This is a genomic window from Agrococcus sp. Marseille-Q4369, from assembly GCF_018308945.1.
Classification (GTDB): domain Bacteria; phylum Actinomycetota; class Actinomycetes; order Actinomycetales; family Microbacteriaceae; genus Agrococcus.
Window position 1 is genome coordinate 761,715 of the sequence record NZ_CP070501.1, and the last position, 25,189, is coordinate 786,903.

General features: G+C 74.1%; 26 protein-coding genes. 10 read left to right on the forward strand and 16 right to left on the reverse strand.

Annotated features, from left to right (window positions below; all coding sequences use genetic code 11):
* Positions 1-20 precede the first annotated feature (20 nt).
* Positions 21-512 (reverse strand): peptide deformylase, encoded by a 492-nt coding sequence (locus tag JSQ78_RS03890; RefSeq protein ID WP_211449550.1) that lies wholly within the window; start codon positions 510-512, stop codon positions 21-23.
* Positions 509-3,913: a pyruvate carboxylase gene (locus JSQ78_RS03895; RefSeq protein WP_211449552.1), complete on the reverse strand. Its 3,405-nt coding sequence runs from the start codon at positions 3,911-3,913 to the stop codon at positions 509-511. The genes JSQ78_RS03890 and JSQ78_RS03895 overlap by 4 nt, the downstream gene beginning before the upstream one ends.
* 64 nt (positions 3,914-3,977) lie before the next feature.
* Here JSQ78_RS03895 and JSQ78_RS03900 point away from each other — a divergent pair, with 64 nt between their 5' ends.
* Positions 3,978-4,898, forward strand: a complete 921-nt coding sequence (locus JSQ78_RS03900; RefSeq protein WP_211449553.1) for a ParA family protein — start codon at positions 3,978-3,980, stop codon at positions 4,896-4,898.
* A gap of 428 nt (positions 4,899-5,326) precedes the next feature.
* Here JSQ78_RS03900 and JSQ78_RS03905 read toward each other — a convergent pair whose 3' ends face one another.
* From JSQ78_RS03905 to JSQ78_RS03925, 5 genes are all read right to left on the reverse strand, one after another.
* Complete coding sequence (locus tag JSQ78_RS03905; protein ID WP_211449555.1) at positions 5,327-5,896, reverse strand: MerR family transcriptional regulator; 570 nt, start codon at positions 5,894-5,896, stop codon at positions 5,327-5,329.
* Positions 5,897-6,062: 166 nt separating this feature from the next.
* The gene (gene ftsR, locus JSQ78_RS03910) at positions 6,063-6,746 is read right to left on the reverse strand and encodes a transcriptional regulator FtsR (RefSeq protein ID WP_211449557.1); all 684 of its coding nucleotides are present in this window, start codon (positions 6,744-6,746) and stop codon (positions 6,063-6,065) included.
* Complete coding sequence (locus tag JSQ78_RS03915) at positions 6,743-7,198, reverse strand: FHA domain-containing protein (RefSeq protein WP_249295887.1); 456 nt, start codon at positions 7,196-7,198, stop codon at positions 6,743-6,745. The genes ftsR and JSQ78_RS03915 overlap by 4 nt, the downstream gene beginning before the upstream one ends.
* A 142-nt stretch (positions 7,199-7,340) precedes the next feature.
* Positions 7,341-7,655 carry an AzlD domain-containing protein gene (locus JSQ78_RS03920; protein ID WP_211449559.1) on the reverse strand — a complete coding sequence of 105 codons (315 nt, stop codon included), beginning with the start codon at positions 7,653-7,655 and terminating at the stop codon, positions 7,341-7,343.
* The gene (locus JSQ78_RS03925) at positions 7,652-8,371 is read right to left on the reverse strand and encodes an AzlC family ABC transporter permease (RefSeq protein WP_211449560.1); all 720 of its coding nucleotides are present in this window, start codon (positions 8,369-8,371) and stop codon (positions 7,652-7,654) included. Before JSQ78_RS03925 ends, JSQ78_RS03920 begins: the two co-directional genes overlap by 4 nt.
* A gap of 35 nt (positions 8,372-8,406) precedes the next feature.
* On the opposite strand from JSQ78_RS03925, the gene JSQ78_RS03930 reads away from it, so the two are divergent.
* From JSQ78_RS03930 to JSQ78_RS03940, 3 genes are read left to right on the forward strand one after another with little or no spacing between them, the layout of a single operon-like run.
* Positions 8,407-9,021 (forward strand): DNA-3-methyladenine glycosylase I, encoded by a 615-nt coding sequence (locus JSQ78_RS03930; RefSeq protein ID WP_211449562.1) that lies wholly within the window; start codon positions 8,407-8,409, stop codon positions 9,019-9,021.
* Entirely contained in the window at positions 9,021-9,740 is a 720-nt protein-coding gene (locus tag JSQ78_RS03935) for a glutamine amidotransferase-related protein (protein WP_211449564.1), read from the forward strand. The genes JSQ78_RS03930 and JSQ78_RS03935 overlap by 1 nt, the downstream gene beginning before the upstream one ends.
* Positions 9,737-10,882 carry a glycerate kinase gene (locus tag JSQ78_RS03940; protein WP_211449565.1) on the forward strand — a complete coding sequence of 382 codons (1,146 nt, stop codon included), beginning with the start codon at positions 9,737-9,739 and terminating at the stop codon, positions 10,880-10,882. The genes JSQ78_RS03935 and JSQ78_RS03940 overlap by 4 nt, the downstream gene beginning before the upstream one ends.
* A gap of 85 nt (positions 10,883-10,967) precedes the next feature.
* Here the strand turns inward: JSQ78_RS03940 and JSQ78_RS03945 are convergent, their stop codons facing one another.
* A complete protein-coding gene (locus JSQ78_RS03945; protein WP_211449567.1) occupies positions 10,968-11,957 on the reverse strand; it encodes an LLM class flavin-dependent oxidoreductase in 990 nt (329 codons plus the stop codon).
* Between the two features lie 56 nt (positions 11,958-12,013).
* The gene (locus JSQ78_RS03950; RefSeq protein ID WP_211449569.1) at positions 12,014-13,192 is read right to left on the reverse strand and encodes an acetyl-CoA C-acyltransferase; all 1,179 of its coding nucleotides are present in this window, start codon (positions 13,190-13,192) and stop codon (positions 12,014-12,016) included.
* 116 nt (positions 13,193-13,308) lie between these two features.
* On the opposite strand from JSQ78_RS03950, the gene JSQ78_RS13990 reads away from it, so the two are divergent.
* Positions 13,309-13,437: a hypothetical protein gene (locus JSQ78_RS13990; protein WP_283245030.1), complete on the forward strand. Its 129-nt coding sequence runs from the start codon at positions 13,309-13,311 to the stop codon at positions 13,435-13,437.
* Positions 13,438-13,509: 72 nt separating this feature from the next.
* Here the strand turns inward: JSQ78_RS13990 and JSQ78_RS03955 are convergent, their stop codons facing one another.
* The gene (locus tag JSQ78_RS03955; RefSeq protein WP_211449570.1) at positions 13,510-14,100 is read right to left on the reverse strand and encodes a VOC family protein; all 591 of its coding nucleotides are present in this window, start codon (positions 14,098-14,100) and stop codon (positions 13,510-13,512) included.
* Positions 14,101-14,174: 74 nt separating this feature from the next.
* The gene (locus JSQ78_RS03960; protein ID WP_249295889.1) at positions 14,175-16,145 is read right to left on the reverse strand and encodes an oxidoreductase; all 1,971 of its coding nucleotides are present in this window, start codon (positions 16,143-16,145) and stop codon (positions 14,175-14,177) included.
* 88 nt (positions 16,146-16,233) lie between these two features.
* On the opposite strand from JSQ78_RS03960, the gene JSQ78_RS03965 reads away from it, so the two are divergent.
* Complete coding sequence (locus JSQ78_RS03965) at positions 16,234-17,454, forward strand: trans-sulfuration enzyme family protein (protein ID WP_211449572.1); 1,221 nt, start codon at positions 16,234-16,236, stop codon at positions 17,452-17,454.
* Here JSQ78_RS03965 and JSQ78_RS03970 read toward each other — a convergent pair.
* A complete protein-coding gene (locus tag JSQ78_RS03970; protein WP_211449574.1) occupies positions 17,408-17,686 on the reverse strand; it encodes a hypothetical protein in 279 nt (92 codons plus the stop codon). The two genes, JSQ78_RS03965 and JSQ78_RS03970, sit on opposite strands and share 47 nt — an antisense overlap.
* Before the next feature lie 78 nt (positions 17,687-17,764).
* Between JSQ78_RS03970 and JSQ78_RS03975 the strand changes: the two genes are divergently transcribed.
* Positions 17,765-18,628, forward strand: coding sequence for a PQQ-dependent sugar dehydrogenase (locus tag JSQ78_RS03975; protein ID WP_349305133.1), 864 nt, complete (start codon positions 17,765-17,767; stop codon positions 18,626-18,628).
* A gap of 14 nt (positions 18,629-18,642) precedes the next feature.
* Here JSQ78_RS03975 and JSQ78_RS13995 read toward each other — a convergent pair whose 3' ends face one another.
* Positions 18,643-18,774, reverse strand: a complete 132-nt coding sequence (locus JSQ78_RS13995; RefSeq protein WP_283245031.1) for a hypothetical protein — start codon at positions 18,772-18,774, stop codon at positions 18,643-18,645.
* A 350-nt stretch (positions 18,775-19,124) separates the two neighbouring features.
* Positions 19,125-20,360: a cysteine desulfurase-like protein gene (locus JSQ78_RS03985; RefSeq protein ID WP_211449575.1), complete on the reverse strand. Its 1,236-nt coding sequence runs from the start codon at positions 20,358-20,360 to the stop codon at positions 19,125-19,127.
* A gap of 43 nt (positions 20,361-20,403) precedes the next feature.
* Between JSQ78_RS03985 and JSQ78_RS03990 the strand changes: the two genes are divergently transcribed.
* Both JSQ78_RS03990 and JSQ78_RS03995 read left to right on the forward strand, forming a co-directional pair.
* Positions 20,404-20,823 (forward strand): DUF3054 domain-containing protein, encoded by a 420-nt coding sequence (locus tag JSQ78_RS03990; protein WP_249295891.1) that lies wholly within the window; start codon positions 20,404-20,406, stop codon positions 20,821-20,823.
* Positions 20,820-21,077 carry a glutaredoxin domain-containing protein gene (locus JSQ78_RS03995; RefSeq protein ID WP_211449579.1) on the forward strand — a complete coding sequence of 86 codons (258 nt, stop codon included), beginning with the start codon at positions 20,820-20,822 and terminating at the stop codon, positions 21,075-21,077. The genes JSQ78_RS03990 and JSQ78_RS03995 overlap by 4 nt, the downstream gene beginning before the upstream one ends.
* A gap of 16 nt (positions 21,078-21,093) precedes the next feature.
* Here JSQ78_RS03995 and JSQ78_RS04000 read toward each other — a convergent pair whose 3' ends face one another.
* Entirely contained in the window at positions 21,094-23,640 is a 2,547-nt protein-coding gene (locus JSQ78_RS04000; RefSeq protein ID WP_211450502.1) for an MMPL family transporter, read from the reverse strand.
* 109 nt (positions 23,641-23,749) lie between these two features.
* On the opposite strand from JSQ78_RS04000, the gene JSQ78_RS04005 reads away from it, so the two are divergent.
* Positions 23,750-24,343, forward strand: coding sequence for a TetR/AcrR family transcriptional regulator (locus tag JSQ78_RS04005; RefSeq protein ID WP_211449580.1), 594 nt, complete (start codon positions 23,750-23,752; stop codon positions 24,341-24,343).
* Between the two features lie 3 nt (positions 24,344-24,346).
* Here the strand turns inward: JSQ78_RS04005 and JSQ78_RS04010 are convergent, their stop codons facing one another.
* Positions 24,347-25,144: an NAD-dependent epimerase/dehydratase family protein gene (locus JSQ78_RS04010; RefSeq protein WP_211449582.1), complete on the reverse strand. Its 798-nt coding sequence runs from the start codon at positions 25,142-25,144 to the stop codon at positions 24,347-24,349.
* Positions 25,145-25,189 lie beyond the last annotated feature (45 nt).

Sequence of the window (25,189 nt, forward strand, 5' to 3'; positions counted from 1 at the left end):
CGCGGGGCCCCCTTCGTGTCTCAGAACCAGTCGGCCTGTCGCACGGCGTGCATCGCGACCGCGCGCGTCTCCTTGTCGAGCGACTGGAGGTAGAGCCGCCCGTCGAGGTGCCCCATCTCGTGCTGCAGCATCTGCGCCATGAGGCCCTCCCCCTCGAGCACGACCTCGCGACCGTCGAGGTCGACGCCGATCACGCGGCAGAACGGGTGCCGCGGGGTCGGGAAGCCGAGGTCGGGCACCGAGAGGCAGCCCTCGTCGACGAGCTCCGGCTCGCCGCGCACCTCGTCGATGCGCGGGTTGAGCACGTAGCCGAGCTCGTCGTCGACGAGGTAGGCGAACGCGGCCTTCGCGACGCCGATCTGGTTCGCGGCGACGCCGGCGCGGCCGGGCAGCTGCACGGTGTCGAGCAGGTCCTGCACCAGTGCGGCCGTAACCGGGTCGGCGGGGTCGACGGGCTCGGCGCGCTCGCGCAGCACCGGATCGCCGAAGACGCGGATCTCTCGGACGCTCACGCGGGCCGCACCACCGCGATGAGGTCGCCCGCCTCGACGGGCGTCGTGCCCGAGAGCGCGAGCCGCTCGACGGTGCCGGCGATCGGGGTCGTGATCGCCGCCTCCATCTTCATCGCCTCGATCGTCGCGACGGGGTCGCCGGCGGCGAGCTGATCGCCCGCGGCGACCTTGACGGTGACCGCCCCCGCGAAGGGAGCCGCGACCTGGCCCGGCATGGACGCATCCGCCTTCTCCGCCTTCGCCTTGTCGACCTTGACCGAGCGGTCGCGCACGTAGACGGGGCGCAGCTGGCCGTTGAGCACCGTCATGACGGTGACGATGCCGTCGTCGTCGGCCTCGCCGACCGCCTCGAGCGAGACGTTGAGCGTGACGCCGCGGCCGATGCCGACGTGGTGCTCCTCACCGTGCTGCATGCCGTAGAGGAAGTCGATCGTGTCGACGACCGAGAGGTCGCCGTACTGCTCGCGCGTCTCCGTGAAGGCCTTCGTCGGGCCGGCGAAGAGCAGCTCGTTGAGCGCCTCGCGGCGATCGGCACCCGGCTCGGCGAGGCGCGCGGCCTGCTCGGGCGCGAGCGGCTTCACCGAGATGTCGACGTCGCGGCCCTCGAGCACCTTCGAGCGGAAGGGCTCGGGCCAGCCGCCCGGCAGGTCGCCGAGCTCGCCGGCCATGAACCCGATGACGGAGTCGGGGATGTCGAACTTGCGCGGGTCGCGCTCGAACTCCTCGGGGTCGACGCCTTGCGCGACGAGCTGGAGCGCGAGGTCGCCGACGACCTTCGACGAGGGCGTGACCTTCGTCGGGCGGCCGAGGATGCGGCTCGCCTCGGCGTACCAGTCCTCGATGCGCTCGAAGTCGTCGGCGAGGCCGAGCGCGATCGCCTGCTGGCGCAGGTTCGAGAGCTGCCCGCCGGGGATCTCGTGGCGGTAGACGCGGCCGGTGGGGCCGGGCAGGCCCGACTCGAACGGCTTGTAGAGGCGGCGCACGGCCTCCCAGTAGGGCTCGAGGTCGCTCACGGCCTGGAGCGAGAGGCCCGTGTCGCGCTCGGTGTGCGCGACTGCGGCGACGAGGGCCGAGAGCGAGGGCTGGCTCGTCGTGCCCGCCATCGGGGCGCTCGCGACGTCGACGGCGTCGACGCCGACGGCCGAGGCGGCGAGCAGCGTCGCGAGCTGGCCGCCCGCGGTGTCATGCGTGTGGAGGTGCACCGGCAGCGCGAAGCGCTCGCGCAGCGCCGCGACGAGCTTCGACGCCGCGCCGGCGCGGAGGAGCCCTGCCATGTCCTTGATCGCGAGCACGTGCGCGCCGGCGTCGACGATGCGCTCGGCGAGCCGCAGGTAGTAGTCGAGCGTGTAGAGGTCCTCGTCGGGGTTCAGCAGATCACCGGAGTAGCAGAGCGCCACCTCCGCGACCGCGGTGCCGGTCGCGCGCACGGCATCGATCGCGGGGCGCATCTGGTCGACGTCGTTGAGCGCGTCGAAGATGCGGAAGACGTCGATGCCGGTCGCGGCAGCCTCGTCGACGAACGCGCTCGTCACCTCCGTCGGGTAGGGCGTGTAGCCGACGGTGTTGCGGCCGCGCAGCAGCATCTGCAGCGGGATGTTCGGCATCGCCTCGCGCAGCCGCGCGAGCCGCTCCCACGGGTCCTCGCCGAGGAAGCGCAGCGCGACGTCGTAGGTCGCGCCGCCCCACGCCTCCATCGAGAGCAGCTCCGGCGTCATGCGCGCGACGTGCGGCGCGATCGCCACGAGGTCGGCGGTGCGCACGCGCGTCGCGAGCAGCGACTGGTGCGCGTCGCGGAAGGTCGTCTCGGTGACCGCGAGCGAGGTGCGGTCGCGGAGCGCCTGCGCCCAGCCCTCGGGGCCGAGCTGCTGCAGCTTCTGGCGCTCGCCAGCGGGCGCGTCGGTCTCGAGGTCGCAGCCGGGCAGCTTGATCGCCGGGTTGATGACGCCGTCGGCCGCGCCGTTCGGCTGGTTGACGGTGACGTCGGCGAGCCACGCGAGCACCTTGGACGCGCGGTCCTTCGGCGGGTTGATGCGCGTGAGCTCGGGGTGCTCGTCGATGAAGTGGGTCGAGACATCCCCCGCCCGGAACTCCTCGTCGTCGAGCAGGTTGAGCAGGAACGGGATGTTCGAGGCGACGCCGCGGATGCGGAACTCGCTGACCGCGCGGTGGGCACGGCGGATGGCGGTGTCGAGGTCGCGACCGCGGCACGTGACCTTCGCGAGCATCGAGTCGAAGTGCGGGCTCACCTCGGTGCCCGGGTTGATCGTGCCGCCGTCGAGGCGCACGCCCGCGCCGCCGGGCGAGCGGTAGGCCGTGATGCGGCCCGTGTCGGGCCGGAAGCCGTCGGCCGGGTTCTCGGTCGTGACGCGGCACTGCAGCGCGGCGCCGTGCATCTCGATGCGGTCCTGCGTGAGGCCGAGCTGCTCGAGCGACTCGCCCGCGGCGATGCGGATCTGGCTCGCGACGAGGTCGACGTCGGTGATCTCCTCGGTCACCGTGTGCTCGACCTGGATGCGCGGGTTCATCTCGATGAAGACGTGCTGGCCCGCGCGCTCCCCCGCGGTGTCGAGCAGGAACTCGACGGTGCCCGCGTTGACGTAGCCGATCGACCGCGCGAAGGCGACGGCGTCGCGGTAGAGCGCGTCGCGCTGCTCCTGCGAGAGGTTCGGGGCCGGTGCGAGCTCGACGACCTTCTGGTGGCGGCGCTGCACCGAGCAGTCGCGCTCGAACAGGTGCACGGTCTCGCCGGTCGCGTCCGCGAGGATCTGCACCTCGATGTGGCGGGGGCGCACGACCGCCTGCTCGATGAACATCGTCGGGTCGCCGAACGCGCTGTCGGCCTCGCGCATCGCGCCCTCGAGCGCATCCCGGAGGTCCTCACGACGCTGGACCAGCCGCATCCCCCGACCGCCGCCACCCGCGACCGCCTTCGCGAAGACGGGGAAGCCGATCTCGTCGGCGCCGGCGACGAGCGCCTCGATGTCGGTCGTCGCGGGCGTCGAGCGCAGCACGGGCACGCCTGCGGCGATCGCGTGCTCCTTGGCCGTCACCTTGTTGCCGGCCATCGCGAGCACCGACGCGCCCGGGCCCACGAAGGTGATGCCGGCCTCGGCGGCCGCGGTCGCGAGCTCGGGGTTCTCGCTCAGGAAGCCGTAGCCGGGGTAGATGGCGTCGGCGCCCGCGTCCTTCGCGACCCGGATGATCTCGCTCACCGTGAGGTAGGCGCGCACGGGGCGGCCGGGCTCGCCGATCTGGTACGCCTCATCCGCCTTCTGGCAGTGGAGGGAGTTGCGGTCCTCGTGCGCGTAGACGGCGACGGTGCGGATGCCGAGCTCGTTGGCCGCGCGGAATGCCCGGATGGCGATCTCGCCACGGTTGGCGACGAGGAGCTTCGAGAACATAGAGGAACCCTCCAGGGTGCGGCGACGCGTGCTTCTCAATGTAGTGGGGCTAGGCTTGGGCGCCGTGCACGTACTCTCGATCAGTTCGCTCAAAGGCGGTGTCGGCAAGACCACGGTGACGCTCGGCCTCGCCTCCGCCGCATTCGCCAAGGGCCTCCGCACGCTCGTCGTCGATCTCGACCCGCAGTCGGACGCCTCGACCGGCATGGACATCGAGATCGAAGGCCGGCTCAACGTCGCCGACGTGCTCGCGAATCCGAAGGACAAGGTCGTCCAGCAGGCCATCTCGCCATCGGGCTGGACGCAGGGCCACGGCGGCACCATCGACGTGCTCATCGGCTCGCCCTCGGCGATCAACTTCGACGGGCCGCACCCGACGATCAAGGACATCTGGAAGCTCGAGACGGCGCTCACGACGGTCGAGAACGACTACGACCTCGTGCTCGTCGACTGCGCGCCGTCGCTCAACGCCCTCACGCGCACCGCGTGGGCCGCGTCCGACCGCGTGCTCGTCGTGACCGAGCCCGGCCTGTTCTCGGTGGCCGCCGCCGACCGCGCGCTGCGCGCGATCGAGGAGATCCGCCGCGGCCTCAGCCCGCGCCTCCAGCCGCTCGGCATCGTCGTGAACCGCGCGCGCCCGCAGTCCCTCGAGCACCAGTACCGCATCCAGGAGCTCAAGGACATGTTCGGCCCGCTCGTGCTCGACACGGTGCTGCCCGAGCGCACCTCGATGCAGCAGGCGCAGGGCGCCGCCCGGCCGCTGCACGTGTGGCCCGGTGAAGGCGCGCAGGAGATGGCGCTGCAGTTCGACGAGCTGCTGCAGCTCGTGCTGACCGCCTCGGGCCGCGCGGGCGACGAGGCGGCCTCGGGCCGCAAGGTGCCGGCGCCGACGGCTGCCGTCGACGCGACGGCCGCTGCGCAGCTCGAGGAGGCAGCGGCCGCCGAGGCGGAGGCCGACTCCTCCTCCGCGCCCGACAAGCAGTAGCAGCTTCGAGAGCGCCCGCACCCCTCCGGTGCGGGCGCTCTCGCGTTCCACCCACCCCGAGCGGTCACTTCCGCGCGTGAACGGTCACTTCCGCGCGTGAGCGGTCACTTCCGCGCGTGAACGGTCACTTCCGCGCGTGAACGGTCACTTCCGCGCGTGAACGGTCACTTCCGGCCTCGAGCTGTCATCCCCAGAGGAGTTGACCGCTCGCGGGCCGAGCTGACCGCTCGCGGGCCGAGCTGACCGCTCGCGGGCCGAGCTGACCGCTCGCGGGCGGAGCTGACCGCTCGGAGAGGCGCCACTCACCCCCGGGAGGCGCCAGTCAGGCGCGGGAGGCGCCACTCAGGCGCGGGAGGCGCCACTCAGGCGCGGGAGGCGCCAGTCGGCTGCGGGGGGCGGCAGCGGGAGGCGCGGATGCGCTGGGCGGGTCAGGCGGTGCGGCTGCGGCGCGCGCGCCGCGCGGCGAGCTCGTCGACGGGGCGCTCGTCGACCGGCGTGCCCTCGAGCTCGATGAGCTGCGACTCGACCTCGCGGAGCACGCGGCCGACGGCGATGCCGAACACGCCCTGACCGTTGCTCAGCAGGTCGATGACCTCGTCGTTCGAGGTGCAGAGGTAGACGCTCGCGCCGTCGGAGATGAGGGTCGTCTGCGTCAGGTCGCGCACGCCCGCGTCGTGCAGCTGCTGCATCGCGACGCGGATCTGCTGCAGCGAGATGCCGGTGTCGAGCAGCCGCTTGACGAGCTTGAGCACGAGGATGTCGCGGAAGGAGTAGAGCCGCTGGCTGCCTGAGCCGTGGGCGGGGCGGATCGTCGGCTCGACGAGCCCCGTGCGCGCCCAGTAGTCGAGCTGGCGGTAGGTGATGCCGGCGGCGTCGGCGGCGATGGAGCCCTTGTAGCCGACCGCGTCGTGCTCCTGCGGGAGGCCGTCGGTGAAGAGCAGGCCCGAGTCGATGCGGGGGGTGCCGCCCTGATCTGCATCCCGGGTGCCGTCGCGCATCGCCGTTCCCTTCCGAAGAGCTGAGCCCCAACCTTCAAGTCGAGGTTGAGTGTTGTCGCCCACCGTATCGACCCGTCGCCCCGACCCGGCGGAACCTGCAACCGGCGCGGCGTGTCGGGTCGAGTCTACGCCCTGCCGCCGACGCGCGGCCGGGACGCACGGGCGCTCACGCGCCGAGCGCGTCGCGCGTGAGCAGGTCGCGGACGGCCTGGATCTGGCCCGCGAGGTCGCGAGCGGTCTCGGCCGCCTTCGCCTGGCTGCCCGTCTCGCGGCGGCCGCGCATGGGCTTGAGCGCCGATTCGATGAGCGCGGCCTCGCGCTGCGCCGACTGCCGCATGCCCCGGAGGTGCCGCGGCTCGATGCCGAAGCGCTGCAGCTCGACGAGCGCGCGCAGCGCCTGCACCGCGGCATCGCCGAACGGCTCGGCGCCCGGCAGCAGCTGCGCCGAGATCGCGTCGGCGAGCAGCTGCTTCGAAGCGCCCGCCTCCGCTTGCAGCTCGGTGCGCGAGAGCCGGCGCTCGCTGCCGAGGATCGATGGCGCCTCGAGGCGCACGTTCGCGCCCGGGATCTGCGGCGAGCGGCCCGCGTCGATGTCGTCGAGGTGGCTGAGGATGACCTTGAGCGGCAGGTAGTGGTCGCGCTGCAGCGTGAGGATGTAGCGGAGCCGCTCGACGTCAGCCGCGTCGAACTTGCGGTAGCCCGACGGCGTGCGCTGCGGGGAGATGAGCCCCTGGTCCTCGAGGAAGCGCAGCTTCGACGGCGAGAGGTCGGGGAACTCGGGACCGAGCTTCGCGAGCACCTGGCCGATCGAGAGAAGGGCGGCAGCCTTCCTCGCCGCCGGCGCGCTCACTGCCGGGGTTCGAGGTCGAGGCGGGAGCGGTAGAAGGTCAGGCGGAACTTGCCGACCTGCACCTCCGCGCCATCGTGCAGCACCGCCTGGTCGACGCGCTCGCCGTTGTGGTACGTGCCGTTGAGCGAGCCGAGGTCGCGCAGCTCGAAGCTCGTGCCGGAGCGGGCGAACTCCGCGTGCCGGCGCGAGACGGTGACGTCGTCGAGGAAGATGTCGGCGTCGGGGTGCCGGCCCGCGATCGTCGAGTCCTGGTCGAGCAGGAAGCGGGCGCCGACGTTGGGCCCGCGGCGGACGACGAGGATCGCCGACCCGGAGGGCAGCGACGCGACCGCCTCGCGGTCCTCCGGCGTGGTGCCGGAGAGCATCGACGCGAGCTGCGCGCGGTAGTCGTCACCCCACGACTGGGTGCTCTCTCCGTCGCGGCCGGGCTGGCGGCCGTCGTGCTCGGTCATGCGCTTCCTCCACGCGGATGGGCCATCGCTGGCCAAGGTCTCGAGTGCCGTTCAGCATAGCGATCCATACGCTGAACCAGACGTTGAACGTCTGGCGGCTTGAGAGGCCACCCTAGCGAATCCGAGCACCCCGGCGCGCCGGTCAGGGGAAGCCCGCGAAGGCGCGCAGCAGCGCGGCCGTGACGGCCGCCGCCGCGACCGCGACGATGAACGGCGCCCGCACCGCGAACAGGCCCGCCGCGACGAGCACCGCCGGGATCCGCGCGTCGAGCACGACGCTGCCCTCACCCCCGAGCGCCTGCACCGCGACGAGTCCCGCGAGCAGCGAGACGGTGAGCAGCTCGAGCGTGCGCCGCGGCCGCGGGCTGTCGAAGACCGCCGGCGGCACGGCGTAGCCGAGCAGCTTGATCGCGAGCACCGCGATGCTCGCGAGCAGGATGAGGTGCCAGAGCGTCACGAGCGCTCCCCCCTCTCCGCCACCGGCTCGGACAGCACCGGCGCGGGCCGCGGGCCGAACCAGTTCGTCAGGCCGACGACGACGCCCACGACCGCCGCGACGATCACCGGCATCCCCGCGGGCAGCACTGGCAGGAGCGCCGCCGCGAGCACCGCGCTCGCCGCCGCGACCGCGACCGCTTGCCGCGCCTTGAGCCGCGGCCACAAGAGGCCCACGAACGCCGCCGCGGCCGCCGCGTCGAGCCCCCACTGGCGGGGGTCGCCGAGCAGGTCGCCCAGCAGCGCGCCCGCGAGCGTCGCGAGGTTCCAGCCGATCCAGATGCCGACGCCCGTCACCCAGAAGCCCGTGCGCTGCGCGCGCGGCTCCTCCTGCGCGAGCGCGACCGCGGTCGACTCGTCGATCGTCACGTGCGCCGCGACCGGCAGCACGGCTCCGCGCGGCTGCACGACCCGGCGCATGCTCATGCCGTAGAGGGCGTTCCGCAGCCCGAGCATCGCGGCGCTCGCCACCCCCGCGATGCCGCCGCCCGCGGCGATCACCCCGATGAACGCGAACTGCGAGCCGCCGGAGAACATCAGCAGGCTCAGCACCATCGTCTGCCACACGTCGAGGCCCGACGCGATCGAGAGGGCGCCGAACGAGAGCCCGTAGGCGCTCGTGGCCACGACGACGCTCACGCCCTCGCGCCAGGCTCGTCGCACCGCATCCGTCTGCACCGATCCAGCCTAAGCGCGCGGCTAGCCTTGCCTGCATGCACCTCATCGTGGGCGACGACGGCCTCGCCCGCCCCGCGTGGGCGGCGACCGATGCGCTGCTGCGCGACTACTACGACACCGAGTGGGGCATGCCGGTGCGCGACGAGCGCGGCCTGTTCGAGCGGCTCTCGCTCGAGGCGTTCCAGTCGGGGCTCTCGTGGGCGACGATCCTGCGGAAGCGCTCGGCGTTCCGCGCGGCCTTCGCGGGCTTCGATCCGGATGCGGTGGCGCGCTTCGGCGAGGACGACGCCCTGCGCCTCGTGGCCGACGCGAGCATCGTGCGCAACCGGCGCAAGGTCGACGCCACGATCGGGAACGCGCGGGCGACCGTGCGGCTGCGGGAGGACGGCGGGCTCGCAGCCCTCATCTGGTCGTTCCAGCCGGAGTCGACGCCGCTGCCCCGCTCGTTCGCGGACGTGCCCACGTCGAGCCCGGAGTCGGTCGCGCTCTCGAAGGAGCTCAAGCGCCGCGGCTTCGCGCACGTCGGGCCGACGACGATGTTCGCGCTCATGGAGGCGGTCGGCATCGTCGACACGCACCTGATCGGCTCGCACCGGCGCGGCTCGAGCGGCGTGTGGACGGCGGACGGCTCGCGGGCGGAGGCGGCGTGATGCGGGGGATCCTGATCGTGCAGTCGCGGCCCGAGGACGAGGTCGCCGACGCGGAGCTCGAGGCGATGGTGCGCTTCGGCGCGCTCGACGAGTCGCGCATCCAGCGCGTGCGGCTCGACCGCGAGATCCCGGCGCTCGAGCTCCGCGACGTCGATGCCGTGCTCGTCGGCGGCGGACCGGCGAACTTCAGCGACGAGCACCGTCGCCCGCCCGGCCACGCCGAGACGATCGCGTGGCTCACGCACCTCGGGGAGCGCGTCATCCGAGACGACATCCCCTACCTCGGCGCGTGCCTCGGGCTCGGTGCCCTCGTGCACGCGCTCGGCGGCCGCATGGTGCGCGGCATCGCCGAGTCGGTCGCGCCGGTCGAGCTGAGCCTCGTGGGCGACGACTGGCTCACCGACGGGCTGCCGCGCGCCTTCACCGCCTTCGGCGGCCACAAGGAGGGCATCGCCGAGGCGCCCGAGGGCGCGACGACCCTCGCCGTCTCGGCCGCGTGCGTGCACATGGTGCGCATCGGGCAGCACGTGATCGGCACGCAGTTCCACCCCGAGCTCGACGCCGACGGCCTCGAGCAGCGCATCCGCGTCTACCGCGACCACGGCTACTTCTCCCCCGACGAGGTCGAGGACCTCGTCGCCGCCGGCCGCGACGCGAGCGTGTCGCACCCGCAGTCGATCCTCGCGCGCTTCGCCGAGCGCTACGGGCTCTCGCGATGACCGCGGGCCGGCAGCAACCCCGCGCGGTCGTCGCGTTCGACGCCTTCAAGGGCAGCCTCACGGCGCTCGAAGCATGCGAGGCCGCGGCACGCGGCATCCGCGCCGCGGCGCCGGGCGCCGACGTCGCGCTCGTGCCGATGGCCGACGGCGGCGAGGGCAGCCTCGACGCGGTGCTCACGCGCGGCGGCGAGGAGCGCGTCACGAGCACGGTCGACGCGCTCGGCCGACCGGCGCTCGCACGCTGGGCGCTCGAGGGCACGCACGCGGTCATCGAGCTCGCGCAGGCCGCGGGGCTGCCGCAAGTGGAGGACGTGCCGCTCGCGCCGCTCGCCGCCTCCACGGTGGGGCTCGGCGCGGTCGTGCTCGACGCGCTCGAGCGCGGCGCCGACGAGCTGACGCTGCTGCTCGGCGGCTCGGCGACGACCGACGGCGGCGCGGGCCTCCTGACCGCGCTCGGGGTGCAGCTGCTGGATGCGTCGGGCCGGCCCGTGCGAACCGGCGGCGGTGGGCTCGGCTCGCTCGAGCACCTCGACGCGACGGGCCTCGACGCGCGAGCGCGCGCGGCCCGCTGGCGCTTCGTGACCGACGTCGACGCGCCGCTCACGGGACCGGGCGGCGCCGCGGCCGTCTTCGGCCCGCAGAAGGGCGCGAGCGGCGACGACGTCGCGGTGCTCGACGCCGCACTCGAGCGCTTCGCCCGGGTGGCGGCGAGCGCGCTCGGCGTCGATGTGGCCGCGATCGCCGACGTGCCCGGTGCGGGCGCCGCGGGCGGGGTCGCGAGCGTGCTGCGGGCGCTCACGGGCGGCGAGATCGTCCCGGGCGGCGCGTGGTTCGCCGAGCTCGCGGGCCTCGACGCGGCACTCGGGGGCGCCGACCTCGTGCTCACGGGCGAGGGCCGCTTCGACGGCCAATCGGCGCTCGGCAAGGTCGTCTCGGTCGTGCACGCCGCCGCCCGTCGCGCTGGCGCGCCGCTCGCGGTGATCGCCGGCTCGGTCGACACTGCGGCCGCGTCGTCGATGGGCGTGCCCGCGCTCTCGATCGCGCCCGGTCCCGCGAGCCTCGACGAGCTGCAGCGCGACGCCGCGAGCCTCGTCGAGGCCGCCGCCGCGACCGTCGCGCGGCTCGCGCTCCCCCCGCGCTGACGGACGCGACGGGGCTGGACAGCCCCACGCCGCGCGAGCAGATTGCCGCCATGGACGACGGCGTCCGCAGCATCCGCACGCCCGATCAGTCGGCGAGGCCGCCCGCGCCCTCGATGAGCTCGAGCGCGCGCACGCGTTCCGCGGTCGTGCCGTGCACCGCCATGATGAGCTCGTCGGCGTCGGCCTCGATCGCGAACCGGCGCAGCGTCGCCACCGCCTCCTCGCCCGTGCCGAGCGCCGTGTGCTGGAGCATCTTCTGCACCGGCGCGGCCTGCGGGCTCGCGGCGAGCGCGTCGAGCTCGTCGTCGCCGACCTGCTGCGCGATCGGGCTGTCGCGCAGCAGCAGTCCGCGCACCCGCGCCCGGGCGACCGCGCGCTGCATCTCGAGCGCCTCGGCGCGCGACGGGGCGACGACCGCGTTGATGCCGGCGATGACGAAGGGCTCCGCGAGCTGCGCGGAGGGCTGGAACCGCTCGCGGTAGACGGCGACGGCCTCGTGCAGGGCATCCGGCGCGAAGTGCGACGCGAACGCGTAGGGCAGGCCGAGGGCGGCCGCGAGCTGCGCGCCGAAGAGCGACGAGCCGAGGATCGTGAGCGGCACGTCGGTGCCGTGGCCCGGCACGGCCTTGATCCCGGGCACGGTCGGCTCGCCGCGCAGGTAGCCCTGCAGCTCGACGACGTCCTCGGGGAAGCGATCGGAGGCGCGGATGTCGCGGCGCAGCGCCGTCCACGTGCGGTGGTCGGTGCCGGGCGCGCGGCCGAGCCCGAGGTCGATGCGGCCGGGGTGCAGCTCGGCGAGGGTGCCGAACTGCTCGGCGATCACGAGCGGCGAGTGGTTGGGCAGCATGACGCCGCCCGCGCCGAGGCGGATCGTCGACGTGTGCGCGGCGACGTGGGCGATGAGCACGCTCGTCGCGCTCGAGGCGATCGTCGCCATGTTGTGGTGCTCGGCGTACCAGACGCGCGCGAATCCGAGCCGCTCCGCCGCCTGGGCGAGCAGCACCGAGCCGTGCAGGCTCTCGCCCGCCGTCTCTCCGGGGTTGATGGGGGCGAGGTCGAGCACGGACAAGCGCATCGATCCAGCCTAGGCCAGAGGCGCTGGGCCGCGGCTGGCCGAGCGGCCGCGCGGCGTCAGATGGCCTCGAGCACGACGCCCGTGCCCTGGCCGCCGCCGCCGCAGATGCCGGCCGCCCCGAGCGAGCCGGTGCCGAGCTGCTGCAGCCGGCGCGCGAGGTGGCCGATGATGCGGGCACCCGACGCACCGATCGGGTGGCCGAGCGCGATCGCGCCGCCGTTCGCGTTCACGATCTCGGGGTCGACGCCGAGCTGGCGGGTCGAGGCGACGCCGACCGCCGCGAACGCCTCGTTGATCTCGACCGCCTGCAGGTCGCTCGTCGCGCGGCCCGCGCGCTCGAGCGCCTGCTCGATCGCGTCGGCGGGCTGCGAGTGCAGCGAGACGTCCGGACCGGCGACGAAGCCGGTCGAGACGATGCGCGCGAGGCCCGTGAGGCCCTGCTGCTTCGCGTAGGCGTCCGAGACGAGCACGACCGCGGCGGCGCCGTCGGTGATCTGGGATGCGTTGCCGGCGGTGACCGTGCCGTCGGGCGTGAAGGCGGGGCGCAGCGACGCGAGCGACTCGACCGTCGTGTCGGCGCGGAGTCCGTCGTCGACCGAGACCGTGACGGTCTTCCGGCCGGCCTTCGCCTCGAACGGGACGATCTCGCCGTCGAGCGTGCCGTCCGCCTGGGCGCGGGCGAGGCGCGCGTGCGAGGCGGCGGCGAACTCGTCCTGCTGCTCGCGCGTGATCTCGAACCGGTCGTTGTGCTCGTCGGTCGAGGCTCCCATCGCGACGCGGTCGAACGCATCCGTGAGCCCGTCGAACTGCATCGTGTCGATGAGGCTCGTGTCGCCGAACTTCGAGCCGGCGCGCATGGGCGCGGCGTGCGGCGCGAGCGACATCGACTCCTGGCCCACGGCGAGCACGACGTCGGCCTCGCCGAGCTGGATCATGCGGTGCCCGGTCACGATCGCCTCGGCCCCCGAGAGGCAGACGGCGCTGATGCCGAGCGCGGGCACCGACATCGGCACGCCCGCGGCGACCGCGGTCTGGCGCGGCGGGTTCTGGCCGACGGTCGCCTGCAGCACCTGGCCGACGACGACGGCGTCGACCTCACCGGGGGCGACCCCGGCGCGCTCCATCGCGTGACGGGCGGCGTGGGCACCGAGCTCGGTCGACTTCGACTGCGCCAGCTGGCCCAGGAACTTCGCGAACGGCGTGCGCGCGTATCCGGCGATGATCGTCTCGGGCATGGTGCTGCTCCTTCGCAGGTCGGGGTGCGACCAGGATACGCCGGAGCGCGCCCGGCGGTCGTGCGCCTCCCAGGTGCGCGCGGTAGGACGGGGGCACGACGACGACAGGAGGCATCGTGACCGACCAGCAGCATGGCCAGCAGCCCGACGAGGTCGAGGAGCCGCGCGAGGGCGCGGAGCGCCCCGAGCCCGACCACCACAACCCGGAGACGGAGGAGGACACCACCTCGGGCGGGCCCGCCTAGCGATCGCGCGAGTCGAGCGCGGCGCCGGCCGCCGGGTCTCCCCGGTGCCGGCGCCGCGTTCGTCTCAGCCCGTCAGCGCTGCGCGCCCGGATCCCGCTGCTCGTCCGCCGGCCACTGGTCGGCGGTGTTCTCGTGCCCGGAGGTCGGCTCCGGCGTCGCACCCTCGGTGTGCCACTGCTGCGCGGTGTCCTGGTGACCGCCCGCGGTCGCGTCGCCGTCGTCGTCGATCGCCGACGACACATCCGCCCCCCGGCCCGCCGCCGGCGCGGTGCTGACCATCCAGAGCACGCCCCAGCGGTCGACGAGCATGCCGAACCTGTCGCCCCACGGGGCCTCGACGAGCGGCTCGAGCACGGTCGCGCCGTCGCTCAAGCCCTCCCAGTAGCGCGAGAGCGTCGTGTCGTCGTCGCCCGAGAGCGAGACCTGCTGGCGACCGCTCGGCTGGTCCATGCCGCGCGGGGTGTCGCTCGCCATGATCGTGTGGCCGTCGGCGGTCGTGAGCTGGGCGTGCATGACGAGTTCGGCGTCGCCCGGGTCGTCGGCCATGCCGCTCTCGCCGAACGTGCTGACGACGAGGTCGCCGCCGAACACGCCGTGGTAGAAGTTCATCGCTTCGCGAGCCTCGCGCCCGAATGCGAGGTAGGGGTTGAGCAGGGTTGCCATCTCGGCTCCTCACTGCGGCCGCGCGGCCGCGTGGAGTCAGCATGCCGCAGGCGGGCGGCGCGCGCCAGGGTTCGTCAGCCGGCGGTGGCGCGAGCGAGCTGCCACGCCTCGGCGATCGCCGCGTCGATGCCGCGCGGAGCGCGCGCATCGCCGATGGCATGCACCGGCACGCCGAGCGCCCGCTCGAGCGCCTCGGCGCCCTGCCGCTCGAGCCCGACGGCTGCCGGCGGCGTGAGCGCCACGATCGCCGTCGGGTCCGCGAGGGGCGTCGCCTCGCCCGTCAGCACGTCGACCGCCCACGCCCGGCCGCCGTCGAGCCGCACGCGCGCCGCGGTGCGCCGCACGACGCCGCCGGTGGCGAGCGAGCGCAGCACGAGCTGCCGCTCGTAGCCGGTGCCGACGTGCGGCAGCAGCTGCTCGAACGGCGTCACGACCTCGATGGCGGCGCCGCTCGCCGCGAGCGCGAGCAGCACGCCCGAGGCGCGCGCCGTGCCGTCGTCGTCGACGACGAGCACGCGGTCGCCGAGCGCGGCGGGATCGTCCATCGCGCGCCACGCGTCGATCGTCGCCGGCCGCTCGCCGTCGAACGCCTCGTCGATCGCGAGCGACGAGCCCTCGGGCGGCACCGCGCCGGTCGCGAGCACGACGGCATCGGCACCGAGCGCGCGCAGGCCCTCGATCGTGGCCGGCTCGCCGAGGCGCAGTGCGACGCCCGCGGCCCGCGCGTCGCGCTCGAGGTCGGCGACGAGCAGCGCGACCGACGATCGGCCGGGCACGCGCGCGGCGCGCCGCAGCTGCCCGCCGAGCTCGACCTCGCGCTCGAGCAGCGTGACCGCGTGCCCGAGCCGGGCGAGGTCGAGCGCGGCGCGGAGGCCCGCGGGGCCGCCGCCGACGACCGCCCAGCGCTGTGGCGTCGCGGCGACGGCCGGCACCGGCTCGAGCTCGCGCCCCGCCTCGGGGTTGACCGTGCACGAGACGGGCAGTCCCTGGCTCCCTCGCCCGAGGCATCCCTGGTTCAAGCGGATGCAGTGCCGGATGCCCTCGGTCGCCCCCGTGAGGAGCTTCCGGGCGAGATCGGGGTCGGCGAGCTGGCCGCGCGTGAGCGCGACCATGTCGGCGATGCCGCTGCCGAGCACCTCCTCGGCCTCCTCGACGCTCAGCGCCGCGCCGACGCCGAAGACGGGGAGGTCGGGGTTCGCCGCCTTGAGCGCCGCGACGTCGTCGCGCAGCCACGCGACCGGCATCGCCGACGACGGGAAGACCCAGTGGACGTCGTGGTAGCTGCCGGCCGCGGTGTCGAGGAAGTCGATCCTCGCCTCCGCGCGGAGCGCAGCGACGACCTCGCGCATCGCGGCCGCGTCGAGCCCGCCCTCGTGGTGCTCGTCGAGCACGATGCGGATGCCGACGGTGAAGTCGTCGCCCACGCGGGCGCGCACGGCACGCAGCACGTCGCGCGGGAAGCGCGAGCGGCCCTCGAGGTCGCCGCCGTAGGCGTCCGTGCGGCGATTGGTGAGCGGCGTGAGGAACTGGTGCAGCAGGTAGCCGTGCGCCATGTGCACCTCGACGCCGTCGAAGCCGCCGAGCCGCGCGCGCTCGGCCGAGTCGGCCCACGCATCCGCGAGCGACCGGAGCTCGCGCGGGCTCGCCTCGGCGGTGGCGACCCCCGTCGAGGGCGAGAGGATGCGGCTGGGCGCGAGCACCGCGCGCGGCCCGTCCGGCCCCTCGGGCGACGCCTGCGCGCCGTGGTGGTTGAGCTGCACGAGCACGCGCGCGCCCGCCTCGTGGATCGCGTCGGTCATGCGGCGGTTCGCGTCGACGGCCTCGGGCCGCCACGCGTCCTGGAACCCGCGCGTCGACGCGCTCGGATGCACGAGGTGGTTGCCCGCGACGAACAGGCCGCAGCCGCCGCGAGCGCGACGCACGAAGTAGGCGGTCTCGCGATCCGACTCCACGCGGTCGGAGTACTGCTTCGAGTGCGCCGCCTGCATGATCCGGTTGGGGGCGTCGAAGGCGCCGATGCGCAGGGGCTGGGCGAGGAGCGTCACGGCTTCGATCCTGGCATCGCGGCAGCACGGACGCCCGCTTTCGCGAGGCGCCCCCCCATCATCCGGGATTTGAGGCATGATCGAGTGCATGACGACGAGCAATGACGCTCGCCTCCGACCCGACTCGCTCGCGGTGCATGCCGGCCGCGACGATCTGCGGTCGCTCGGCGTGCACGCGATCCCCATCGACCTCTCCTCCACGAACCCGCTCCCCGACGTCCTCACCGGCGGCGATGCCTACGAGCGGCTCGCGACGGGCGGCGACGTCGGCGATGGCTCCGCGGTCTACCAGCGGCTCTGGAACCCGACGGTCGCGCGGTTCGAGGATGCCCTCGCGCAGCTCGAGGGCGCCGAGCGCGCCGTCGCCTTCGCCTCCGGCATGGCGGCCGTGACCGCCGTGCTGATGGCCGCGCGTCAGCGGCGCGGCAACCACGTCGTGGCGCTGCGGCCGCTCTACGGCGGCACCGACCACCTGCTCGCGACCGGCCTGCTCGGCACCGAGACGACCTTCGTCGACTCGGTCGACGCGGTCGCGCGCGCGTGCCGCCCCGACACGGGCCTGGTGGTCGTCGAGACCCCCGCGAACCCGACGCTCGAGCTCGTCGACCTCTCGGCGCTCGCCGCCGCTGCCGGCGACGCGCCCGTGCTCGTCGACAACACGTTCGCGACACCCGTGCTGCAGCGACCGCTGTCGCACGGCGCCGCGCTCTCGCTGCACTCGGCGACGAAGTACATCGGCGGCCACGGCGACGTGGTCGGCGGCGTCGTCGCGTGCGATGCGGAGTGGGCGCGAGCCCTCCGGCCCGTGCGCGCCATCACGGGCGCCCCCGCGCATCCGCTCGCCGCCTACCTCATGCACCGCGGCCTGCAGACGCTGCCGCTGCGCGTGCGGGCGCAGCAGGCGGGGGCCGAGGTCGTCGCGCGCGCCCTCGCCGCGATGGACGGCGTGCTCGAGGTGCGCTACCCGGGGCTCGACGGATGCGACCCCGCGGGCCTCGTGGGACCGGGCAGGCAGATGGCGGGGCCCGGCTCGATGATCGCGGTCGACGTCGGCTCGTTCGAGCGGGCCGCCGCCGTCGCGGAGTCGGTCGAGCTGTTCACGCACGCCGTCTCGCTCGGCAGCGTCGACTCGCTCATCCAGCATCCCGCGTCGCTCACCCACCGCCCCGTCGCGGCGGCGGCGAAGCCGCACGCGGGCGTGCTGCGGCTGTCGATCGGCCTCGAGGACCCGGCCGACCTCATCGACGACCTCGAGCGCGCGCTCAGTCGCTCGGCGGCGGCGCAGCCGGCAGCCGCAGCTCGACGCTGAGCCCACCGCCGTCCCCGCGGCGCGGCGGCTGCAGCAGCGCGAAGGCGACCGAGAGCCCCGCGGCTGGCCACCACACCGCGACCGTCGTGCCTACGGGCGCGAACAGCACGCCCGCGACCGCGGCGAGGAAGATGAGCGCCCCCGCCGCGATCCACGCGGGCCACGGCACACTCGGCCGCACATCGACGCCGGCGCTCGTGTCGAGCGCGAAGCCAGCCGCGGGCGTGCTCATGATCGCCACCGTACCTCCCGTGCGCGCGAGTGCTGAGCGCACCCCGGGAGGGAGCCCGAGCATGGCCGGAGCAGCACCGTGAGCGACCGATTTCGAGAGCCCGTGGTCGATCGCGCTCCTGTCGGCGCCGATCGCCGAGATCGACAGCGTCGAGCCGCGCGGCGAGGGCGGGCTGCTCGGCATCGCGGTGCACGACGGGCACCTCAACTGGTACGCGACGAGGGCGACGGCAACGCGATCCTGCGCGCGACGCTCGAGGGCGAGCCCGGCGCGCGCACGCTCGGCGAACCCGACGAGCTGCTCACCGGCATCCCGGCGGCCGGCAACCACAACGGCGGGCGCATCGCGATCGGACCGGACGGGATGCTCTACGCGACGACGGGCGACGCGGGCGTGCCGAGCAGGGCGCAGGACCCGGCGAGCCTCGCGGGCAAGATCCTGCGGCTCGAGCCCGACGGCTCGGTGCCCGCCGACAACCCCGACCCCGCCTCCCCCGTCTACACGCTCGGCCACCGCAATCCGCAGGGTCTCCCGTGGAGCGACGACGGCAGGCTCTTCGCGACCGAGTTCGGCCAGGACACGTGGGACGAGCTCAACGTCATCGAGGCGGGCGCGAACTACGGCTGGCCGATGGTCGAGGGGGCGGCGGGCGATCGGCGCTTCACCGACCCCGTGCAGCCGTGGGCGCCCGCCGAGGCGAGCCCGAGCGGCATGGCGTTCGCCGCCGATGCGCTCTGGATCGCGAACCTGCGCGGCCAGTCGCTGCGCCGCGTACCGATCGACGACGTGGCGAGCTCGAGCGTGCACTGGCGGGGCGAGCACGGTCGGATGCGCGATGTCGCGGCCGCACCGGACGGCTCGGTCTGGGCGCTCACCGGCAGCACCGACGGCCGCGGGCGACCCGCGGAGGGCGACGACCGCATCCTCGTCTTCGAGCCCTAGCGACGCGGCGAGGGTCAAGCGGCGCGCGGCTCGAGCACGACGACGGGCGTCGCGCGCCGGCGCGCCCGCTCGTACTCCGCCATCGCCGGTCCCTCGTGGAACGCGTCGAACCCCGCGAGCAGGCGCTCGCGTTCGAGCCCGGTCACCTCTCGGGCGCGCACGAGGCGCGGGCCCTCGGGCAGGTCGACGGATGCGTCGGGGTGCGCGCAGAGGTTGCGGCGTCAAGCGGGGTGCGCCTCGGCCCATCGTGTGCAGGCGCAGCATGCCGAACCTGCCGGGCCTCGGCCGGGCGAGGCCGAAGCGCCCGCGAGTCGCTCGGTAGAGCGCGCGGTGCACGACCCATGCTGCGCGCACGAACCAGCGCGGCGGCAGCTTCGGGGCAGCGGGCGCAGTGCTCGCGGTGTCGGTCACGGTGGCCTCCTTCACGCGCCTGGCGGGTCGAGCTCAGCGGAGGCGCGCGGGCGGGCGCGACCAGCGGGCTCTCCCCCCGCTCGCGTCACGCGAGCGCGGCGTCGAGCCCCTCGAGCAGCCGGTCGACGTCGGCGTCGTGGTTGTAGGGCGCGAGCCCCATCCGCAGGCCCGCCTCGACCCCGGTGCCGAGCGCGAGGAACGGCTCGTGCGCGTAGAAGGTGCCCGCGGGCGCGAGCACGTCGCGCCCGGCGAGATCGCGGGCGACGGCGAACGGATCGCGGTCGCGGAAGGTGACGAAGAGCGTCGAGGTGCGGTCCTCGGCGACCGAGTGCAGCGTCAGCCGCCCGTCGTACGACCGCACGTGCGACTCGATGCGCTCGCGCAGGCGCAGCTCGTGGTGCTCGATGAGCGCGTTGGCCGCGAGGAGCCGCTCGCGGCGGTCGCGCTGCGGATCCTTCCCCGGGGCGCCCGCGATGCTCGCGATCACGTCGACGGCGGCGGTCGCGCCCGCCATGAGCTCGTAGGGCAGCGTGCCGAGCTCGAAGCGCTCGGGCACGGCGTTCGTCGAGGGCAACAGCTTGTCGGGGTGCAGCGACTCGAGCAGCTCGGGCGAGGCGGCGAGCACGGCGCAGTGCGGGCCGAAGAACTTGTAGGGCGAGCAGACGAAGAGGTCGGCGCCGAACGCTCCGACGTCGATCGCGTCGTGCGCGGCGAGGTGCACGCCGTCGACGTGCACGAGCGCGCCGACCTCGTGCGCGCGGGCCGCGATGCGGGGCAGGTCGGGCTTCGAGCCGATGAGGTTGGATGCGCCGGTGACGGCGACGAGGCGCGTGCGCTCGGTGACGACCTCGTCGAGCTCGTCGAGCCGCAGCTGCCCCGTGGCGGGGTCGAGCCGCAGCCACCGCACCGCCATGCCGACGCGCTCGGCGATCTGCAGCCACGGCCGCACGTTCGCGTCGTGGTCGAGCTGCGTGACGACGAGCTCGTCGCCCGCCGACCAGCCCTTCGCGAGCGCGCGCGAGAAGTCGTAGATGAGCTGCGTCGCGCTGCGCCCGTAGACGATGCCGCGCGGGTCGGCGCCCAGCAGGTCGGCGTAGGCGACCCGGAAGGCGGCGACGGCCGCTTCGGCGTTGCGCTCGCTCGCGACGCTCGAGCCCCGGTTCGAGAGCGGGCTCGTCAGCGTGCGCGCGATCGCCTCTCCGACCTCGGCGGGCGTCTGCGTGCCGCCGGGCCCGTCGAAGTGGGCGATGCCGGAGGCGAGCGACGGGAACCGTGCCCGCAGCGCGTCGACGTCGAGTGCGGTTGCGGTGGTCTCCTCCATGGGGCCGAGCATGCCAGATGCGCCGGGCGGCTACGGTCGAGAGGTGACCCGCCGCGCCGCAGCCCCTTCGCGCCTCCTCGCGTTCGCGCTCGACGCCGCGCTCGTCGTGGTCTTCGCCGCGATCGGCCGCGCGAGCCACGACGACGGCGGCGCGGGCGTGCTCGCCGAGGGCGGGCTCGGGCTCGCGACGACGGCGTGGCCGTTCCTCGCTGCCCTCGTCGTGGGCTGGCTCGTGTCGCTCGCATGGCGGCGACCCGCGGCGCCGCTCCGCACCGGCGTGCCGGTGTGGCTCGTGACCGTCGGCGGCGGGATGCTGCTGCGCACGCTGAGCGGGCAGGGCACGGCACTGCCATTCGTCGCCGTCGCGACGCTCGCGCTGCTCGCGCTCCTGGTCGGCTGGCGCATCCTCGCGGCACTCGCGCGTGGCGGACTCGAGCGCCGCTCACGTAACGTGGGCTCATGACCGACACGAGGACGATCCGGGTCTACGGCGCCGACTGGTGCCGCGACTGCCGGCGCACGAAGCAGCAGCTCGACGGGCTCGAGGTGGCCTACGACTACATCGACCTCGAGGAGGACGAGTCGGCGACCCGCGAGGCGCAGCGCATCTCGGGCCGCATGCAGATCCCGGTCGTCGTCTTCCCCGACGGCTCGCACCAGGTCGAGCCGACCAACGACGAGGTCGAGGCGAAGCTCAAGGAGCTCTCGCTCCTCTGAGCCCCGCCTCGCGGCGTCAGTCCCGCTTCGTCGTGTCGGCGGCGACCGCGTCGGTGCTGCCGGTGCTCGCCGCCGGGTGCCGGCGCTCGAGCGAGGCGCCCTCGACGTCGACGTTCGGGATGATGCGGTCGAGCCAGCGCGGCAGCCACCACGCGGCCTTGCCGACGAGGTGCATGATCGCGGGCACGAGCAGCATGCGCACGACGAAGGCGTCGAGCAGCACGCCGAGGGCGAGGCCGAAGCCCATCGCCTTGATGATGATCGACTCCGAGGCGATGAAGCCCGCGAAGACGGCGATCATGATGAGCGCGGCGGCGATGACGACGCTGCGCCCCGCCCGGAACCCGCGCGCGACCGCGAGCCGCGCATCCGCCCCGTGCACGTACGCCTCGCGCATGCCCGTCGTGAGGAAGAGCTGGTAGTCCATCGCGAGCCCGAAGAGGATGCCGACGAGGATGACGGGCAGGAAGCTCAGGATCGGGCCGGGCTCCGAGACGCCGAAGAGGCCGCCGAGCCAGCCCCACTGGAAGACCGCGGTGACCGCGCCGAAGGTCGCGAAGAGCGAGAGCACGAAGCCGCCGGTGGCGATGAGCGGCACGACGAGCGAGCGGAACACCATCACCATGATGAGGAACGACAGCCCGACGACGACCGCGAGGTAGGTGGGCAGCGCGTCGGCGAGGCCCTCGGAGATGTCGATGTTGCTCGCCGCCTGGCCGGCGACGCCGAGCTCGATGTCGCCGTCGATCGCGGGCCGCTCGCGCAGCTCGCGCACGAGCGCCTCGGTCGACTCGCTGTTGGGGCCCTCCGCGGGCACGACCTGGAAGACCGCGAGCCGTGCCCTCTCACCGGCGTCGTCGGAGACGGCGATCGGTGCGACGGCGACGACGTCGTCGGTCGCCGCGAGCTCTCGCGCGACGGTGAGCTGGCGCTGCTCGACCTCGAGCTCGTCGAGGTCGCCGGGCATCGTCGCGGTAACGAGCAGCGGGCCGTTCTGCCCCTCGCCGAACGCCTCCTCGGTGAGGCTGTAGGCGCGGTAGGCGGTCGAGTCGGCGGGCTCGGAGGCGCCGTCGGGCAAGCCGAGGCGCATCGAGAGCGCCGGGATCGCGATCGTCGCGAGCACCGCGACGGCGAGCACCGCGCTCAGCACCGCGCGCACGCTCGACATCGGGCGGACCGAGCGCATCGCATCCGCCTCGTCGCCCGCGGCCCCCGCCTTCGCGATCGCGCGACGGCTGAGGATGCGGCGGCCGGCGAGGCCCAGCAGGGCCGGCGTCGCCGAGATCGCGATGAGCACGGCGATCGCGACGCTCACGGCGCCCGCGACGCCCATGAGGCCGAGGAATGGGATGCCGGTGATGCCGAGCGCGAGGAGCGCGACGATGACCGTGACGCCGGCGAAGACGACCGCGTTGCCCGCGGTGCCGTTCGCGAGGCCGATCGACTCGACGACGTCGGCGCCGCGCAGCAGCTGCTTGCGGTGGCGGTAGATGATGAAGAGCGAGTAGTCGATGCCGACCGCGAGGCCGAGCATGACGCCGAGGATCGGCGTGACCGACGCCATCTGCACGACCCCCGAGAACGACAGCACGGCCATCGCGCCGATCGCGACGCCGAGCAGCGCCGTGACGATCGGGAGGGCGGCCGCGAGCAGCGAGCCGAGCACGACGACGAGCACGACCGCCGCGAGCGCCACGCCGACCGCCTCGCCGATGCCGAGGATCTCGGGCACGCCCTGCGCGATGTCGGTCGAGAACGAGATCTCGAGCCCGTCGATGGGCCGCGAGGTGAAGTGCGCCATCGTGGCGTCCTTCGATTCCTGCGGCAGCTCCAGGCGCGTCTCGGTGTACGAGACGGTCACGAGCGCGGTGGCGCCGTCCTCGGAGACGAGGCGGATGCCGTCGGCGAGCGAGAGGAGCTCCTCACCTCGCTCGAGCCTGGCGCTCTGCTCGTCGAGCTCGGCCTGCCCCTCGTCGAGCTGCGCGCGCTGCTCGTCGATCACGCTGCGCTGCGCGTCGAGCTGCGCCTGCTGCGCGTCGAGCTGCGCGGTCGGGAAGCCCGCGGCCTCGGCTTGCGCTCGTGCGGCGTCGAGCGCCGCCTGCCCCTCCTCGAGCGCCGCGGCGCCGGCCTCGACCTGGGCGAGGCCCGCGTCGAGCTGCTCCTGGCCTGCCTCGAGCTGGGCGCGGCCGTCCTCGAGCTGCTGTGCCTGAGCGGCGCGCTCGGCCTCGGTCGCGAACGGGTCGTTGACGCCCGAGACGTCGGGCAGCGACTCCGCGCCCTCGATGAGCTCGGCGAGCTGCTCGCGCTGCGCGTCGGTGATCGCGCCATCGGTCGCGTGCACGACGACGGTGCCGGTCGCGCCGGCGAAGTCCGGCAGCTCGCGCTCGAGCTCGGCGACGATCTCCCCGGAGGCGGTGCCGGGGATGTCGAAGCTCGACGAGAGCCCCTTGAAGCCGATGAGGAACCCGCCGACCGCGGCGGCGAGGATGACGATCCAGGCGATCAGGACCGTCCACGCGCGACGCGCGGCGAACGTTCCCAGGCGGTGCAGCAGCTCGGCCATGAGGCCCTTCCGATCCGCGCGCGAGCCGAGGCCGAGCGCTCCCGACGACGACAAGCGGGGCCTAAGATAACACGCACCGTCTCGTCTTTCCTGTGGCCCTGGAGGTGCCATGTCCCTCCCCCGCACGGGTCCCGTCCGCAGCGAGGCCGCCCGCATCGCGATCCTCGACGCGACCGCGGCGCTCTTCGCCGAGCGCGGCTACGAGCACCTCACGATCGAGGGCGTCGCCGCGCGCGCCGGCGTCGGCAAGCAGACGATCTACCGCTGGTGGCGCTCGAAGGGCGCACTCGTCGCGGAGTGCCTGCTCGAGGGGCTGCTGTTCGACGACCGGCTCGCGCTGCCCGACACGGGCGACGTGCGCGCCGACATGCAGGCGTGGCTCACCACGGTCTTCGCGGTGATCGATGCTGAGCCGGGCCTCGTGCTCTCGCTGCTCGCGGCCGCCGCCGAGCACCCGGAGGTGGGCGCGCGCCTGCGTGACAGCCTCACGGGCTCCGCTTCGATCTCGGGCCGCCTCGACGCGGCGATCGGCACCACGACGGGCCTGCGGCCGGGCGTCGCGACCGAGCAGCTCGCGGAGGCGCTCATCGGCGCGGTCGTGCTGCGCGCCCTCAGCCGCACCTCGTCGACCGCCGACGACGCCGCGCGGCTCGTCGACCTGCTCATCGGGCGTGCGTCCGACGACGCCGTGTCGCCGAGCTGACCCCTACGAGCCCTCGGGCCACGAGTCGGGCACCGACTCCCCCTCCGGCACGACGTCCTCGCCATCGGGTGCCGCATCCGCCCACGAGTCCTTCGGCCGGTAGCCGAGGTCGAGCATGGTGTTCGTCAGGTCCCACCGCCGGTTCGGGTTGTCGGAGATCGCGTAGTAGAGCCCGAAGTCGACGGGCGCCTCGATCGCGCAGCGGAACACCTGCACGGCGTCGTCCTCGCTCAACCACATCGCGTGCAGGATGTCGAGGTCGGCGCTCGCCGGGTCGTCGGTCATCCAGCCGATGCGGAGGGCGATGAACGAGAGCCCGTGCTCGTCAGCGTAGTAGCGGCCGAGCGTCTCGCCGAACGCCTTCGAGACGCCGTAGAGCGAGTCGGGGCGCGGCAAGTGGTGCGGGTAGACCGGCCACTGCTCGAGCCGGTCGTACATGCCCATCGCGTGGTTGGAGGAGGCGAACACGACGCGGCGGACGCCCGCCTCGCGGGCAGCTTCGAGCACGTTGCGGGTGCCGACGATGTTGGCGCCCAGCACGTCGTCCCACGTCGACTCCGGGCTCGCGCTGCCGGCGAGGTGCACGACGGTGTCGACGCCCTCCATGAGCTCGAGCACGGCCGCGAAGTCGGTGAGATCCGCTTCGCGGAGCTCGCGCTCCTGCCGTGGGCTCCGCGGCGTGCGGCCGTGCATCACGACCTCGTAGTCGCCCTGCAGCCGCTCCGAGAGCACGAGGCCGATGCCGCCCGTCGCGCCCGTGATGAGGATGCGGCGCGGAGCGTCGCCCGTCGAGTCGCCCATGGTGCTCCTCCCCGCCCCGACGCTATGCAGAGCGCCTGATCGTCT

Excerpts from the sequence above, each read along its gene's own strand:
- JSQ78_RS03935 (WP_211449564.1), top strand. The coding sequence starts at position 9,021 with ATGCGGGGGATCCTGATCGTGCAGTCGCGGCCCGAGGACGAGGTCGCC.
- JSQ78_RS03895 (WP_211449552.1), bottom strand. The coding sequence starts at position 3,913 with ATGTTCTCGAAGCTCCTCGTCGCCAACCGTGGCGAGATCGCCATCCGG.
- JSQ78_RS03955 (WP_211449570.1), bottom strand. The coding sequence starts at position 14,100 with ATGGCAACCCTGCTCAACCCCTACCTCGCATTCGGGCGCGAGGCTCGC.
- JSQ78_RS04005 (WP_211449580.1), top strand. The coding sequence starts at position 23,750 with ATGTCCCTCCCCCGCACGGGTCCCGTCCGCAGCGAGGCCGCCCGCATC.
- JSQ78_RS03930 (WP_211449562.1), top strand. The coding sequence starts at position 8,407 with ATGCACCTCATCGTGGGCGACGACGGCCTCGCCCGCCCCGCGTGGGCG.
- JSQ78_RS03995 (WP_211449579.1), top strand. The coding sequence starts at position 20,820 with ATGACCGACACGAGGACGATCCGGGTCTACGGCGCCGACTGGTGCCGC.
- JSQ78_RS04010 (WP_211449582.1), bottom strand. The coding sequence starts at position 25,144 with ATGGGCGACTCGACGGGCGACGCTCCGCGCCGCATCCTCATCACGGGC.
- JSQ78_RS03940 (WP_211449565.1), top strand. The coding sequence starts at position 9,737 with ATGACCGCGGGCCGGCAGCAACCCCGCGCGGTCGTCGCGTTCGACGCC.
- JSQ78_RS03965 (WP_211449572.1), top strand. The coding sequence starts at position 16,234 with ATGACGACGAGCAATGACGCTCGCCTCCGACCCGACTCGCTCGCGGTG.
- JSQ78_RS03905 (WP_211449555.1), bottom strand. The coding sequence starts at position 5,896 with ATGCGCGACGGCACCCGGGATGCAGATCAGGGCGGCACCCCCCGCATC.
- JSQ78_RS03915 (WP_249295887.1), bottom strand. The coding sequence starts at position 7,198 with ATGACCGAGCACGACGGCCGCCAGCCCGGCCGCGACGGAGAGAGCACC.
- JSQ78_RS03950 (WP_211449569.1), bottom strand. The coding sequence starts at position 13,192 with ATGCCCGAGACGATCATCGCCGGATACGCGCGCACGCCGTTCGCGAAG.
- JSQ78_RS03945 (WP_211449567.1), bottom strand. The coding sequence starts at position 11,957 with ATGCGCTTGTCCGTGCTCGACCTCGCCCCCATCAACCCCGGAGAGACG.
- JSQ78_RS03970 (WP_211449574.1), bottom strand. The coding sequence starts at position 17,686 with ATGAGCACGCCCGCGGCTGGCTTCGCGCTCGACACGAGCGCCGGCGTC.
- JSQ78_RS04000 (WP_211450502.1), bottom strand. The coding sequence starts at position 23,640 with ATGGCCGAGCTGCTGCACCGCCTGGGAACGTTCGCCGCGCGTCGCGCG.
- JSQ78_RS03985 (WP_211449575.1), bottom strand. The coding sequence starts at position 20,360 with ATGGAGGAGACCACCGCAACCGCACTCGACGTCGACGCGCTGCGGGCA.